We start from the raw sequence: 14219 nt of genomic DNA, 5'->3' as shown, positions 1-14219 counted from the left end.
GGCCGCGCGGCGCCGGCGGCCGCGGGCGCTCGGCCGACATCGAGGAGAAGGCGCGCATCAGGCCGGCCACCCCGTTCGCGATGTCGCCGGCGCTGGCCGCCAGCCGCTCGGCCGTCTCCGGGCTGGGGTCACGGACCGCGGCGATCGCCTTGCAGACCGGGCAGACACAGCACTCGGCGCTGCCGGTGGACAGGTCGTCGCGGCCGAGCACACCGATCAGGCCGGCGACCGACTCACCCAGGAGGCCGAAGGCGTCGCCGGACGAGTGACCACCGGCCGAGGTCCGGGCGAGGATCGCCGCGACCAGCCGCTCGGCCTCCTCCCGGGCTGATCCGGGCATCTCCGCTCCCCTCGGCCGGCGGCTCAGGCCGCGGGCAGGCTCTCGACGCGGCGCTTGAGCTCCTTCAGCGCCGTATCCATGATCATTTTCTCGGCCTTGCGGCGGAACATGCCGAGCATTCCGATCGCGAGATCCACCGCAAGGGTGTACGTCACGGTCGTCCCACCGTCCGCCGACTCCACCAGGTCGTAGGAGCCCTCCTGGGACCGCTGCGTCTTCGACGGCTCGACCAGGCTCCACTCGATCCGGGACAGATCGTCGGCGTACGCGTACTCCAACGTGTACTCGTCGACGAGCACGGTGGCATCGATCTGGAAGCGCACCTGCGCGGCGTAGCCGTCCTCGTACTCCTCGAGGACCTCCACCTTCTTGATCGACTCCGCCCACTCGGGGTAACGCGCGAAGTCGCAGATCACCGCCGCCACCCGGGACACGGGCGCATGGACCTGGATCGACTGCGTCGAGGTGTCCGCCATGTACGCGAGGCTACCCGCCGGGCGGTTCGGATCGCGCGGCCGGGGCACGCCTCGACAGGAGGTCCACCGACGGCGGAACACCCGGCCGGGCAGCGCTCGGACGAGCCGATGTCCGTCCCTCCCGCTACCATCCGTCAGGTGCCAGCCCTCGTCAGTGGTCCCACGCGCATCCGACCGGCCGAAGCCGCGGCCCGCGCCGTCATGCTCGTGCTGGTCGCCGCCCTGACCTACGCCTTCACCGACAGCGCGGCCCAGCTCGGCTGGATCGTGCTCCTGGCGGTCGCGGCGGCGCCCTCCTTCCTGGCCCGCGGCCACGCCGTGCTGGCCCCGCTCGGCCGGGTCGGCGAGGTCGTGGTGACCTGCATGGCGGCCGGCTCGGTGGCCGCCGCGGCCGACGACGCCCAGCGGATCACCGGCGGCTTCGGCGCCGAGGCGGTCCTGCCCTACCTCGCGGTGCCGCTGCTCACCGCCGCGCTGCGCCGCCGCCAGACCGAGGGGATGGCGCTGCTCGGCGTGGCCGCGGCCACCATGGCGGTCAGCGGCTTCGTCTTCGAGACGCTCTACCTGGGCTATTTCGCCGTCTGCGTGCAGTGGCTGGTGCAGGGCGCGATCATCACGTTCGCGACCGAGACGATGCGCCAGCTGCTCCAGCCGCCCGACGCGACGCCCCAGCCCTATGCCGAGGCCACCCGCCTGCTGACCCAGCTGCGCAGCGTGGCCCGCTCGCTGCCGGGCGCCACGCTCGACCCGGGCGGCATCTCCGAGCATCTGCTGGAGGAGCTGCGCGCGGTCGCGCCGGGCCATCGGGCGGCGGTGCTGTCGGCCAGTGGCGGCGGGCGGCTGGTCGTGCTGGCGCAGACCGGTGCGGAGCGGGTCGACTGGGAGACCACGCTCGACGCCGACTCGGGCATCGCCGACGCCTGGGCGACCCAGCAGCCGCAGACCGCGAGCCGGTCGCAGGCGCGCAGCCATCAGGGGGGCGACGTGTCCTCGCTGGTGGTGCCACTGGTCGCCGGGGTGCGCACGATCGGCCTCGTCATCCTGGAGACGGACGCGTCGGGGGCGTACCCCTCCGTGGTGGTCCAGTCGGTGACCGAGGTGACCGGCCCGGCCTCGCTGCGGCTGGAGGCCGCCCTGCTCTTCGACGACGTGCGCTCGCTGGCCACCAACGAGGAGCGGCAGCGCCTGGCGCGGGAGATCCACGACGGCGTGGCGCAGGAGCTGGTCATGGTCGGATACGGCATCGACAACGCGCAGGCGACGCTGCCGGAGGGTGCCGAGGAGACCGCGGAGGAGCTGCGCACGCTGCGGGCCGAGGTGACGCGGGTGATCACCGAGTTGCGGCTGAGCCTGTTCGAGCTGCGGTCCGAGGTCGATCGCAACGGCGGCCTGGCCGCCGCCATCGCGGAGTACGCGCGGACCCTCGGCACCAGCGCGGGCCTGCGGGTGCACTTCACCTTCGACGAGTCGACGGCGCGGCTGCCGGCCGCGACCGAGGCCGAGCTGCTCCGGATCGCCCAGGAGGCGATCACCAACGCGCGCAAGCACGCGGGCGCCTCGAACCTGTGGGTGACCTGTACCGTCGACCCGCCCTACGCGGAGATCGAGGTGTCCGACGACGGCAAGGGGTTCGCGGACACGCGACCTGACGGCCGATACGGTCTTACCATCATGGCGGAACGCGCCGAACGCATCCGAGGCCGACTCAAGATCACGCCGCGACACCCCAGCGGGACAACCGTCGCTGTAGTGCTCGGAACACCGCCTCGGCGCGATAGCGTGCGGGATAGCGTTTCAGCTCCAGAAGGGGAGTAACCCGAGCATGTCGACCAGTCCTGCGCCGACGACGCGCACCAAGGTCCTCCTTGTCGACGATCACGACCTGATCCGTAAGGGGCTGCGACACGCATTCGAGCGCGACCGTCAGTTCGAGGTCGTCGGCGAGGCCGCCACGGCGGCGGAGGCGGTGCGCCAGGCCGGCGCCCTGCAGCCGGATGTCGTGATCATGGACCTGCGCCTGCCCGACGGCAGTGGCCTGGAGGCCACCCGCGCCCTGCGGAAGAACAACGCGAACATGGGCATCGTGGTCCTGACGATGTATGCGGGCGACGATCAGCTATTCGGCGCTCTCGAGGCCGGGGCCAGCGCGTTCGTGCCCAAGACCGCCCCGGCGGACGAGGTCGTGGCGGCCGCCCGGCACGCCGCGTCGGCGCCCAGCGCGTTCACCGCCGCCGACCTGGCCGAGGCCATGAAGCGGCGTCTCGCCCCGTCCGGCCCGCAGCTCTCGCCCCGTGAGGGTCAGGTGCTGCGTCTGCTGGCCGACGGCATGAGCGTGGCGGGCATCGCCAAGCAGCTGTTCGTGTCGGAGTCCACGGCGAAGACCCACATCTCGAAGCTCTACGAGAAGCTGGGGGCGGCCAACCGGGCGCAGGCGCTGATGACTGCGCTCCGGCTGGGTCTGCTGGAAGCGCCGGACGCTCCGAAGTTCTAGCCGGCACCGAAGCCTTAGACAAATCAGACAGATTCGGCGTTTCTGTATTTCAGACGCCGAATCAGTATATAAGCCTCGCAGCCCAGGCAGAGTCCGAAGGCTGCGTTGAGGAACGCGGCGAGCAGCCCGAAAGCTGCCGCCGTGATGCCGACTGCGGTGACGCCGGTGAGGTAACCCGCGGCGGAGACGGCCAGGAAGGTGAAGCCCACGAGCTGGGCGAACCGCACGGGGGCGGCCGGCTCTCGCTCGGCGGGCGGCCCGAGGCGGGGAAGCACCACCGCACGGAAGATCAGCGGGTAGGGCCCGCGGCGCGGGTCAGCGGCGGTGACCGCGAAGACGGCGGCCTGCGCGAGCGCGAGCCAGCCGGAGCCGGTGATCAGCACGAGCGCGATGACGACGGTGGTGAGCACTGCGGCGAATCGCTGGCCGCGGGGATCGAGTTCCATGAAGCCTATTATTCCTCCAAGGAAAGTAGGACTTTCCGCAGGAGCCCGTTGAGCTGCGCCAACTCCTCGCTGTCGAGCGCGTGCAGGGCCCGCTGGTCGACCGCCATGCCCTTGAAGATGTATTTGCTCCACATCTCCCGGCCCTCCTGGGTTGGCCGGACCAGCACCCGCCGCCGGTCGGCGCCGTCCATCTGACGCGTGATCAGGCCGGCCTCGGCCAGGCGGTCGAGGCGGCTGGTCATCGCCGCCCGCGTCACGTTCGCCGCCTCGGCCAGTTGCGCCGGGGTCGCCTCGGTGGGCCACGGCTGCACCATCAGCACGTGCAGGGTCTTGTAGTCCTGGAGGGTCAGATCCTCGGTGAAGATCGCCAGGTCGTTGCGGTCTATCCACCGCTGGATGAACTTCATCCGGGTCAGGGCACCCTCGACCTCGGGGGCGAACGCCGGCTCGGACGCCCAGAACGCCGCCCATCGGGCCACGTGCTGATCCACGCTGTCTTCCATGAACACCAAGTGTGCCATGCTTCTGATTATTAGATTGCCGATAGTTAGACGTTGAACTACTCTCCTCGCCATGACCCGTGACTTCCGGCTGCTCGCCATCGGCCAGGGCCTCTCGTGGCTCGGCAACGCCTTCCAGACCGTCGCCCTCGCCGTCGCCGTCATCAGCACCGGAGGCGGCGCAGGCGACCTGGGCCTGGTCATGGCGACGAACATCCTCACGCTCCTGGCCGGCACACTCTTCGGCGGCATCTGGGCCGACCGGCTCCAACCCCAGCGGGTCATGGTCGCCTCCGACCTGATCCGCTTCGCCGCCACCGCCGGCATCGCCGCCATGTTCGCCACCGGCGGCTACGACCTGGCCGGCCTCTGCGCCCTCACCGTCGTCTCGGCCGGCGCCGGCAGCTTCTTCAGCCCGGCGATGAGCTCCCTCAAACCGCTGCTCGTCCCGGCCGAGGACCGGCAGAAGGCCAACGCCTCACTCAGCCTGCTGCAATCGGCGTGCGGCGTGGCCGGTCCGGCCGCCGCGGGCATCACCGTCGCCGCCTTCGGCGCGCCGACCGGTTTCTCCATCAACGCGGTCAGCTTCCTCGCCTCCATGGTCGCCGCCGCGATGATCCGGGTACGGGCCCCGCGCGGCCCCCGCTCCCCGATGATCGGCGAACTGGCCGCCGGACTGCGGGAGATCCGCGGCCGCGACTGGCTGCTCGCCAACCTGCTCGGCGCCACCGCCTACCACATCGCCAACGGCGTCATCCTGGTCCTCGTCCCGCTGGTGGCGATGGAGCGGCTCGGCGGGCCCCACGCGATCGGCTGGATCGCCGCCGCCGAGGGGCTGGGCGGTGTCATCGGCTCGGCGATCGGCATGCGGTTCCGGCCGCGGCGGCTGCTGTTCGCCGGCCTGCTGGCGCTGCCGCTCATGTCGGTGTGGGCGTTCGCCTACGTCTGGCCCGGCACCCTGGCCGCCATCATGATCGGCGCCGTGATCGGCTACGCCGGCCTGCTCTTCTACGACGTCGCCTGGGACACCTCACTCCAGGAGAACGTGCCGCACCGGTTCCTCGGCCGGGTCGCCTCCTGGGACTACATGGCGTCGTTCCTGGCCATGCCGGTGGGCAACGCGATGGCCGGGCCGCTCGCCGACCGCTTCGGCATCGACCGGGTGCTGACCACATGCGCCTGTGTGCTGCTCCTGGCCTCGGCCGCGATGCTGGCGGTCCCCGGCTCCCGGCGCCTCACCCGCACCGGCAGGCCCGCCGAGGACGATGAGCCGGACCTCCCGCCCACCGACCCGACACCAGCCGCGGCTCTGGTCAGCGACCCCCACCGGAGCTAGCGACCACCGATCGACGCCCGCCGGGCCGCGGAGGGGCCGCCTACGGGAGCAGGTCCGCCAGCGCGGCGATCAGGTGCGGCTTGGTCGGCACGCCCGTCGCGCGGCGGACCTCCCGGCCCTCGGCGTCGAGGATCAGCAGGGTCGGGGTCCGCCAGATGCCCAGTTCACGGACCTCGTCGAGGTGGCTTTCGGCATCCACCTCGACGTGCCGGACGCCCGGAAGCAGCTCCGCGACCTCGGTGCTGACCCGGCGGACCGCACGGCACGGCGCGCAGAACGCCGTGGAGAACTGGAGCAGGGTGGCCGGGGCCGGCTCCACGCCGAGCCGGGTCAGCAGGGCCGGCTCCAGCCGTACACCATCGGTCATGTCCTGATCTTGGCCCTTGATCGCCGGACCGGCCAGCCTCCCGTCACGTCGGCGGCGCCACAGCCCGAGCACCGCGCCCGCGACCAGCACCGCCGCAACCGCCAGAAGTCCCACCGGATCCATGGGGATACTGTGACATGCGGTCAGGCCGAACGGTAGGCGTCGGCCTGCAGCGAGAACAACTGCGCATAGAGCCCGTCGGCCGCCATCAGCTCCTCGTGATCGCCCTCCTCGACGACCGACCCGTGATCCAGGACGTAGATCCGGTCGGCCTCGCGGACGCTCGCCATCCGGTGCGTGATCAGCACCACCGTCCGCCCGGCGGCCAGGTCGCGCAGCCGCCGGTAGACCTCGTGCTCGGCGCGCGCGTCCAGGTTCGCGGTCGGCTCGTCGCAGATCAGCAGCGGCGCGTCCCGGTGGAAGGCCCGGCTCACGGCGAGCCGCTGCCACTGCCCGCCGGACAGGTCCGCGCCGTCGGTGAAGTGCCGGGACAGCAGCGTCTCGTACTGCCGGGGCAACTCGACCACGAACTCGTGCGCGTCACCGGCCCGTGCCGACTCCTGCACCGCCGCCAGCGTCGCCGGACGGTCGTGGCGGCCGATCGCGATGTTCAGCCGGGCCGACAGCGGCCACCGGGTCGGCTCCTGCATGACGACCGCCACCTGTTCCCGCATCGTCTCCGGCCCGAACCGTGTCACGTCCACGCCGTCCCAGGTCACCGTGCCCTTCTGCGGCCGGTAGAGCCCGGCCAGCACGGCCGCCAGCGTCGACTTGCCCGACCCGTTCTCACCGACCAGCGCCACGATCTGACCCCGCCGCAGCGTCATGGCCACCCCGTTCACGGCGGGCCGCTCGGCGTCGGGATAGCTGAACGTCACCCCGTCCAGCCGGATCTCCCGGAAACCGTCCGGCGCGCGCCGCCGGGGCTCCGGCTCGGCCCGCACCAGCGACAACTCGCAGAAGCCCTGGAAGTCGGAGAAGTAGAGACCCTGCTCGTAGACCCGGTTCGCGGTGAACGCCAGCTCGCTCAGCTTCCCGATCCCCAGGTTGATCGCGTAGGCCGCGGCACCGGCGGCGGCCAGCTCCATCCGGCCGGTCCACAACAGCCAGAGCAGCATCAGGTACGCCAGACCGGTCGCCAGCCCACTGAGCGCCTGCCCGGCCAGGTTCGTCCGGACCACCCGGCCGATCACCCGGATCTCCTCCAACGTGGAGATCCGCAGCAGCCTCCCGACCTCGGTGAGCAGGAATCGCCGTACCGTGAAGGCTCTCAGCTCGGCGGCCGGCTCCCGCGCCGCCAGGAGGTAGGCCAGCATCCGCTGCCGTCGCCAGACCGCGATGAGCCGCAGCTTGCTGCGGTAACCGAGTTTCGCCGACCGGACCGCCGCCCACGCCGTCGGCGCCACCGCGAGCACCAGCATCGGCAGCAGCGCCGGATGCAGCACCGCCAGCACACCGGCCGCCGCGATCAGCCCGACCAGGTGCGTCAGCACCTCGATCCCGTGGTCGACCACCTGCTGCGCGGCTGAGATCCCCCGGTCCCGGGCCCGCTCCATGGCGTCCCGCCAGCTCGGATCGTCGAACGTCGCCAGATCCACCCGCGTCGTCAGATCCAGCAGCCGCATCTCCGCGGCCTCGTAGACCATCGGTGACAGCCGGCCGTGCGCCGCGGTCGCCGCCGACGAGAGCAGGCCACGCACGGCAAGAGCGAGGATCAACAGCAGCAGCGAGGGTACGGCTGCCCGCACCCGCTCCGGTGTCGGCCCGGCCCGCAGCAACCCGTCCAGCACACCGACCACGCTGATCAGTCCCACCGCGGCCGCCGCACCCGCCGCCACCTGCAGGATCAGCACGGACAGGGTGGTCCGCCGGCTGGCCCGCCAGCCGAGCAGCCATGCCTCCCGCAACAGCCGGGGCAGCCGGCGCACCATCTGCAGGAACGTGGTGTTGGCCGCCTCCTCGGTGCTGGTCAGCCAGTACGGGAGCTCGAGCTCTCCGTCGTCGTCCTGGGCGGCCAGCATCCCGTCCGCCGTGACCGGTTGGCCGTCGCTCTCGGGAGTGTCCGACATCGGCGGTCCGCCTCTCGGGTCCTCCTCGTTCTTACGCTGCCCGGGCCCGGCACGTCCACCCGCTGACCGCACTCATTCACGCTCATGCTCCCGGTGGGCACAGAGCGGGGCCCCGGCCGATGGTCCGGCCGGGGCCCCGTGTGGCGGTCCGTGGTGTCAGTAGCGGATCTTGATGGTGACCCGCCGGTTCAGCTTCTGCCTGTTCTCGTCGACCGGATTGACGCCACCGGCGCCGATGGTCTTGATGGTCGTGCGGACCTTGAGCTTCCTCAGGTAGTCGCGGACCGCTTGAGCACGCCGCAGCGCCAGGATGCGGTTGGCCTTCTTCGCGGCCTTCGACTGCTTCTTCGTCTGCGTGTAACCGGTGATCGTGATGACCTTCGCGCCGCGCATCGCACTGACCGCCTGGCGGATGCTCTTCTTGGCCTTCGGGCTCAGGTGCGCCGACTGGTACGGGAAGATGAACCACCCCAGCGGCACGTTGTAGTCCTTCGGCGGTTTCTCACCGGACCCGGTCCGGGCCGTGCACGTGTCGTCGAGGACCACCCAGTTGCTGTCACTGACCGCCGTGCCGTCCGGCGCCGTGCCGGTCAGGATCAGCTCGTGCAGGCCACCGGACACACAGGCCTTACCCGGCATGGTGATCAGCGCCTTGAAGTCGCCCACCCCGTTGGTCTTGCCGCTGGCGATCACCACCGGCTCGGAGTTCATCGTGAGCACGTAGTCCGATTCCGGCTTCAGACCGCCACCGGTCATCGTCGCGTTGGCCCCGACCAGCTTCGAGTCGGCCTCGAGTTCGAGGCTGAGGTTCAGCTGCACCGGTCCCGTCGGTGTCGGCGTCGTGGTGGGCGTCGGCGACGGGGTGGGCGTGGGTGTCCGCGACGGCGTCGGGCTCGGCGTCGGCGACGGGGTGGGGCTCGGGCTCACCGACGGCGACGGGCTCACCGACGGGCTCGGCGAGGGCGACTCCGACTCCGATGCCGACGGGCTCGGCGATTCCGATGCCGACGGTTCCACGCTGGGTGTCGGCTCGGGCTCGGTCGGGATCTGCGGAGTCGGCGTCGGTGTCGGCGTCGGCTCGGGATCGGCCAGGTAGTTGTAGGTCTCCACGGCCTCGGCCGTGCCCGCGACGAAGGTGATCGAGACGGTGACCGGCTCCGGGACCCGGGGGGTGCGGAACGTCAGCTCCGTACCGGCCTCGTTGACCGTGAAGTCCGGCACCCGGATCGTGGTGTCGCCGATGCGCAGTGACCGCACGGTGTCCAGCAGCGTGCCGGTGGCCTTGATCAGCGTGCCCCCGGAGACGTAACCGGACGACGGGACCAGCTTGGTGATGGCCGGCGGGACCGGTGTGATGACGAGCGAGCCGGCCACCGCCCGGAAGTTCGTCGGGTTGGTGTACGCCCCGTCGTCAGCCGCCGCGAGCGTGCCGCCGTCCGGGACGATCCGGTACGTGCCCGGTGCGGTCGGTGCCGTCGAGCCGAGCAGCGTGGTGCCCTGCCAGTAGACGAACGGCACGTTGGTGATCGTGTCGCCGTCGAACAGGCCGGTGAACTGCGCCGTCGGGTTGATCTGCTCGCCGAAGGCGACGATCAGGTCGTCGGCGATCACGGAGATCGTCTGGGCCGCGGCGAAGACCTGGAACTCGACGTACTCCACGTGTGAGGTGCGGTCGCTGACGGCGGTCGCCGCGTTGTAGTTGACCGAGGCGGGCTGCTGGCCGCTGATCACACAGGTGCCGCCCGCGATCGCGGTGACGGTGTTGCCGCTGATCGTGCAGACGCTCGGCGTCTCCGAGGCCAGGGCCACCGCCGCGATGCCCGATCCGCCCGGCGGCGCCTGGCCGGTCCGGGTGTCGCGGACGGTCTCGGTCACGGTGACCGGAGTGGCCTGCGACAGCAGCACGGCGGCCTTGTCGGCCTCCAGGCCCAGTGTCGCGTCGGCCCTGCTGATGGTTCCGACGACGGTGGGGCTGGGGTTGGTCAGCGTGTAGTTGCCCGCGCCACCGCCGGACAGGGTGACGCTCGACCCCAGGGTGACCGGCTTGTTCGCGGCGGCGGCCGCCGTCGCGAAGGTGCCGCCTCCGGAGTTGCCGGTCAGGCCGATCTCCTCGCCCGGGAGCGTGCCGGTCACGGTGAACCCGTTCAGCGTCGCGGTGGTGGTGCCGTCGTAGACCCGGTCGGCGCGCACCGAGGCGACGGTGACCGGCTTCGGCATGATCGCGAACCGGACCGACGGCCGGCTGGCCAGGTACATCCCGGCCTTGTCGGTACCGCTGGCCTTCATCTCGAACGACTTGACCCGGACGTCCCAGGCCGCCGGCAGGGTGGGGTCGCCACCGCAGTCGGAGGACTCCATGGCCACGTCCTTCGGGATCCCCTCGGTCCAGCCGGCATCGATGCCGAGCCCGGAGCACGAGGAGTTGCGGTACTCCCAGAGCAGGCTGGTGATCCGGTCCGGCGTGACCGACGACTGGACCGTGTAGGTGATGTCGGCGGTGCTGCCGGACGCCCCCGCGGTGAGCTTGCCCTTGTAGACGAAGCTCGAGCCGTTCGCCGACAGCGGGGTGAGGGTGATCGCCTTACCGGTGATCGTCACGCGTACGGGCACCGCGTCGGCGGTGAACCTGTGACGGTCGGAGGCGTAGGTCGCCCGGGACAGGGCCACCCGGACGTAGTAGTCGCCGGCCGCGGACGGTACCCCGGCCCGGACCCCGGCGCTGAAACCGGTGTCCGCGTACTGCACGGCGGTGACGTACTCGTACCCGCCCGGCGCCACCGCGGTGAAAGCGTTGGCGCCGATGAATCCGGCGGTCGTGTAGCCCATCGTGAAGGCGGTGCCGGCGTCGACGGTCAGGTGGCTGGTGCTCCCGTTGGCCGTGGTCTCGACGGAGACCGGCACGACACAGGTGAATCCGACCTTCTGTACGGGCAGCGAGGTGTCCGTGGGCGTGATCAGGATCGTCTTGCCACCCCACGGGCTGGTCAGGTCGGAGGCGAGGTCGCCCATGTCGAACGCGATGCTTCCGGCGGTGTAGGTGTCCGGCGTGACCACCACACCGTCGATGGTCACCACACCGGTGGCGCCGAACGCGGAACCGGAGTTGGTGATCGTGACGGCCGCCGGGGTGTGCGTCACCGCTCCGCTGGCGGGCTGCGCCTGGCGGAGGCAGGAGCCCGACGTGAGGCTGGCGCTCATCGTCATGCCGGCCTGCAGGTAGTTGATGCCGTGCTCGGTGTAGGAGCTGCCGACGTCGGTGGTCACGGTGACCCGCTTCCACCCTCCGTTCTGGAAGGTGCGCGGGGCGGCGAACGTGACCTGCGAGGCCGTCACGGTCTTCGGCGTCACCGGGATCGGGTTGTTACCGTCCGCGTCGGAGACGACGATCTTCGTGGCCGCCGCGGACGTGCCGATCAGATCCGTGCCGGTCAGGACGAACGTGTCGTCCAGGTCGGTGACCGGGTGGAAGTCGCTGCGGGTGGGGTGACCGAGGTCGATCGACGACACCACCCGGACGATCGCCGGCCGCACGATCGCGGCGACGTAACGGATCACGTTCGCCTTCGACACCGACACACCACTGGCGTTGCCGCCGGGGACCACCGTCACCGAGTCCATCCCGACGGCGTGCGCCGGGACCCGCAGGACGATCGCGGTGTCCGAGTACGAGACGGGTGTGACGGCGGTGCGGCCGATCTTGACCGTGCCGGAGGAGCCGAAACCGGTGCCCTCGATCCGCATCCGGGTCCCGCCGGTGACGGGCGACTCCAGGACGACGCCGCGGTCGTCGTCGTCGAGGTTCACGTCCTCGAAGACCTCGTCGTGCGGGTCCCCGCCGGCGTAGGTGATCGTCGGCGCGGTGACCCGGACCGTGGAGCGGATCGACTCGGTGGATCCGGTCGGTGTCACCACGACCGCCAGGGAACCGGCGGTTCCGGTCGGCACGACGACGTCGGCGATGGAGGTGCCGCCACCGGTGGCCGTGTACGACACCGCCGTCGCGCTGCCGACCTTGACCTTGCCCGTGGTGCCGAACCCGACACCGGTGAGCGTGACCTTGGCGGCACTGCCGGTGGCGTAGGACGGGATGGCCGACGGTGCCACCGAGGAGATCGCCGGTTGCGGGAGCACGGTCAGCCCGTTGTTCTGCGAGACGGCGGCGGTGGTCGTACCGACCAGGACCGCTTTCACCCCGGGGGTGTCCACGACGGGGACGTCGAAGGTGATGGAGGTCGCCGTGGACGCGGTCACCCGGGCCCAGGCGTCACCGACGGCGACGCCGACCGTGCCGGCCGCCCCGAAGTTGGTGCCGGTGATCGTGACCGAGTCGCCCGCCTTGGCCGTCGCCGGCAGGATCGTGCTGATCGTCGGCATCGTCGAGGGCGCGGCGAGTGTCAGGGATCCGGCCGTGGAGGTTCCGCCGCCCTGCGGGGAGACGACCCGCACCTCGACCGGGCCGGTGTCGGCGGAGGGCGGCACCACGGCGTAGATCCTCGTGCTGCCCACCCGGGTCACGTACGGCGACTTGACCCCGTTGATGATCACCGACGGGCGCCCGGACGTGCCGAAGTCCGTACCGGTCAGGGTGATGACCGACCCACCGCTGTTGGCCACGGTCGCCGGGGCGATCGTGGTGATCTCGGGACGCGCGCCGTAGGTGAAGGTGCCCCGTGCGGCCGCCGATCCCCAGTCGGTGGTGGCGGTGATCCGCACGTTCCCCGGAGACGTCGTCGCCGGGGCGTCGAACTCGACGACGTCGTAGCCGGTGCTCCAGAGCTCGGGATACTCCTCGTCCTCCCAGGACGCCTGCTGAATCGTGCTGTAGCTGCCGACCGCGTTGTCACCGACCTTGATGGCCAGGTTCGCGTACGTGGAGGTCAGGAACCGTCCCCGCATCCGGATCCTGGTGCCGCCCGCCACCGGGCCGGAGGAGGGCGTGAAGGAGACGTCGGTCGGCACCGGCGTCACCCAGTTGACCTCCTTGTCGTAGAAGAGCCGGCAGTCGGCGTCGCCCACGTTGTTCTCACAGATGCCGACTCTGAGCCGACGTTTGCCGTCACCGGCGAACACACCGTTGTAGCCGTAGTACTCGAGCATCACCGCCGCGGTGTCGTCGCCGGCCCAGTACTCGTACGGCTCCATCTCAATGATCTTGGTGTTGTCCTCGTTGGCCACCCAGTACTCGATGTCGTCGGCCATGTTGGTGACGTTCTTGCCGTGGAACATGATCACCTTGCCGGCCGTCAACGGGTCGGCCACCTCGGCACTCGTGATCGGGAAGTCGTCGACGTAGGTGATCGCCTTCTGCGAGGTCGCCACCGACTTGCCCATCGAGCACTGCCCCAGGACCTGCAGGTCGTACAGGCCCGGCTCGTCGATGTCGGGCATCTCCACGACGATCCGGCTCAGACCGCTGTCCGGGTCGAGGATCATGCTCTCGACACTGCCCCAGTCGTCGCCGATCTTGATGTTGGGCTGGTAGCAGGTCGGCCAGTCCGGCATCATGCCGTCCCGGACCGTCACCGTCGTACGGCTGCCGCCGTAGATGGTCGCCGTCGGGTTGGAGATGTGGACGATCGTCGGCACCGGCACGATCCCCAGCCACGCCGCGACGTGGTAGGACTCGGTCGCGACGCCGTTGGGCGCGGTGACGGTGATCAGCACCTCGTTGCGGCCGCGCTCCAGGGTCATGTTCGCGGTACCACTGGTCAGGGCCTGGTTGACCCCGTTCAGCTTGACCGCGACCGTGGAGCCGCCCTCGGTCGGCGTGGGCGTCAGCGACAGCGCCGTGTTGTCGATCAGGAGCTGGTAGTAGTGGTTGCTGGACGCGAAGGTGGGCCCGAGGTCCGACACCCAACCCCCGGAACTCCGGGTCAGGTTACTCAGCGTGGCGTCCGCCGGCCCCGCCAGGGCGCCCGCCGGCGTCGGTGGAGCCGCTCCCGCCGACTCCGGTGTCACGAAGAACATCGCCACCAGAGTCAGCACCGCTACCGCGGCACAACTCCCCCTGCTCCTGCCCACAACCGCCCCCAACCCCGAAAAAGGCATGGTCAACAGGCCGATCCTGCCCTCCGGGGACAGGCTGCTGCGGCGGTTTCAGAAACCCTCTCGGATCCCGTCGACGATGCCGGCCGAGCCCCGACCGCGAGGGCTGGGGCCAGAGGGGACAGACACGGTGAGTGATGCCCTCGCGG

The 14219-nt window shown here is 70.7% G+C and carries 9 protein-coding genes and 1 pseudogene; 3 read left to right on the top strand and 7 right to left on the bottom strand.

Annotated elements, in window-relative coordinates; genetic code table 11:
- Together ACFO0C_RS04335 and ACFO0C_RS04330 are read right to left on the bottom strand one after the other, a co-directional pair.
- Nucleotides 1-340: pseudogene (locus ACFO0C_RS04335) on the bottom strand (hypothetical protein); the annotation flags it as partial.
- Nucleotides 341-363: 23 nt separating this feature from the next.
- Nucleotides 364-816, bottom strand: coding sequence for an SRPBCC family protein (locus tag ACFO0C_RS04330; protein WP_378065182.1), 453 nt, complete (start codon nt 814-816; stop codon nt 364-366).
- 108 nt (nt 817-924) lie between these two features.
- On the opposite strand from ACFO0C_RS04330, the gene ACFO0C_RS04325 reads away from it, so the two are divergent.
- On the top strand, nt 925-2631 hold the full coding sequence (locus tag ACFO0C_RS04325; RefSeq protein ID WP_378065181.1) for a sensor histidine kinase: 1707 nt from the start codon (nt 925-927) through the stop codon (nt 2629-2631).
- A 7-nt stretch (nt 2632-2638) separates the two neighbouring features.
- A complete protein-coding gene (locus ACFO0C_RS04320; RefSeq protein WP_014688640.1) occupies nt 2639-3307 on the top strand; it encodes a response regulator transcription factor in 669 nt (222 codons plus the stop codon).
- A 23-nt stretch (nt 3308-3330) separates the two neighbouring features.
- Here ACFO0C_RS04320 and ACFO0C_RS04315 read toward each other — a convergent pair whose 3' ends face one another.
- Nucleotides 3331-3753 (bottom strand): DUF4395 domain-containing protein, encoded by a 423-nt coding sequence (locus tag ACFO0C_RS04315; RefSeq protein ID WP_378065180.1) that lies wholly within the window; start codon nt 3751-3753, stop codon nt 3331-3333.
- An 8-nt stretch (nt 3754-3761) separates the two neighbouring features.
- Nucleotides 3762-4274 (bottom strand): MarR family winged helix-turn-helix transcriptional regulator, encoded by a 513-nt coding sequence (locus ACFO0C_RS04310; RefSeq protein WP_378065179.1) that lies wholly within the window; start codon nt 4272-4274, stop codon nt 3762-3764.
- A 52-nt stretch (nt 4275-4326) separates the two neighbouring features.
- On the opposite strand from ACFO0C_RS04310, the gene ACFO0C_RS04305 reads away from it, so the two are divergent.
- Nucleotides 4327-5589, top strand: a complete 1263-nt coding sequence (locus tag ACFO0C_RS04305) for an MFS transporter (RefSeq protein WP_378065177.1) — start codon at nt 4327-4329, stop codon at nt 5587-5589.
- 40 nt (nt 5590-5629) lie between these two features.
- Here ACFO0C_RS04305 and ACFO0C_RS04300 read toward each other — a convergent pair whose 3' ends face one another.
- From ACFO0C_RS04300 to ACFO0C_RS04290, 3 genes are all read right to left on the bottom strand, one after another.
- A complete protein-coding gene (locus ACFO0C_RS04300) occupies nt 5630-6079 on the bottom strand; it encodes a TlpA family protein disulfide reductase (protein WP_378065176.1) in 450 nt (149 codons plus the stop codon).
- A 20-nt stretch (nt 6080-6099) separates the two neighbouring features.
- Nucleotides 6100-8025 carry an ABC transporter ATP-binding protein gene (locus ACFO0C_RS04295; RefSeq protein ID WP_378065175.1) on the bottom strand — a complete coding sequence of 642 codons (1926 nt, stop codon included), beginning with the start codon at nt 8023-8025 and terminating at the stop codon, nt 6100-6102.
- A 156-nt stretch (nt 8026-8181) separates the two neighbouring features.
- Nucleotides 8182-13992, bottom strand: a complete 5811-nt coding sequence (locus ACFO0C_RS04290) for an IPT/TIG domain-containing protein (protein ID WP_378065174.1) — start codon at nt 13990-13992, stop codon at nt 8182-8184.
- Nucleotides 13993-14219 lie beyond the last annotated feature (227 nt).

The organism is Actinoplanes subglobosus, assembly GCF_042650585.1.
Classification (GTDB): domain Bacteria; phylum Actinomycetota; class Actinomycetes; order Mycobacteriales; family Micromonosporaceae; genus Actinoplanes; species Actinoplanes subglobosus.
This window is presented reverse-complemented; position numbering and strand designations above follow the sequence as displayed.

Excerpts from the sequence above, each read along its gene's own strand:
- ACFO0C_RS04330 (WP_378065182.1), bottom strand. The coding sequence starts at position 816 with ATGGCGGACACCTCGACGCAGTCGATCCAGGTCCATGCGCCCGTGTCC.
- ACFO0C_RS04325 (WP_378065181.1), top strand. The coding sequence starts at position 925 with ATGTCCGTCCCTCCCGCTACCATCCGTCAGGTGCCAGCCCTCGTCAGT.
- ACFO0C_RS04320 (WP_014688640.1), top strand. The coding sequence starts at position 2,639 with ATGTCGACCAGTCCTGCGCCGACGACGCGCACCAAGGTCCTCCTTGTC.
- ACFO0C_RS04315 (WP_378065180.1), bottom strand. The coding sequence starts at position 3,753 with ATGGAACTCGATCCCCGCGGCCAGCGATTCGCCGCAGTGCTCACCACC.
- ACFO0C_RS04310 (WP_378065179.1), bottom strand. The coding sequence starts at position 4,274 with ATGGCACACTTGGTGTTCATGGAAGACAGCGTGGATCAGCACGTGGCC.
- ACFO0C_RS04305 (WP_378065177.1), top strand. The coding sequence starts at position 4,327 with ATGACCCGTGACTTCCGGCTGCTCGCCATCGGCCAGGGCCTCTCGTGG.
- ACFO0C_RS04300 (WP_378065176.1), bottom strand. The coding sequence starts at position 6,079 with ATGGATCCGGTGGGACTTCTGGCGGTTGCGGCGGTGCTGGTCGCGGGC.
- ACFO0C_RS04295 (WP_378065175.1), bottom strand. The coding sequence starts at position 8,025 with ATGTCGGACACTCCCGAGAGCGACGGCCAACCGGTCACGGCGGACGGG.
- ACFO0C_RS04290 (WP_378065174.1), bottom strand. The coding sequence starts at position 13,992 with ATGTTCTTCGTGACACCGGAGTCGGCGGGAGCGGCTCCACCGACGCCG.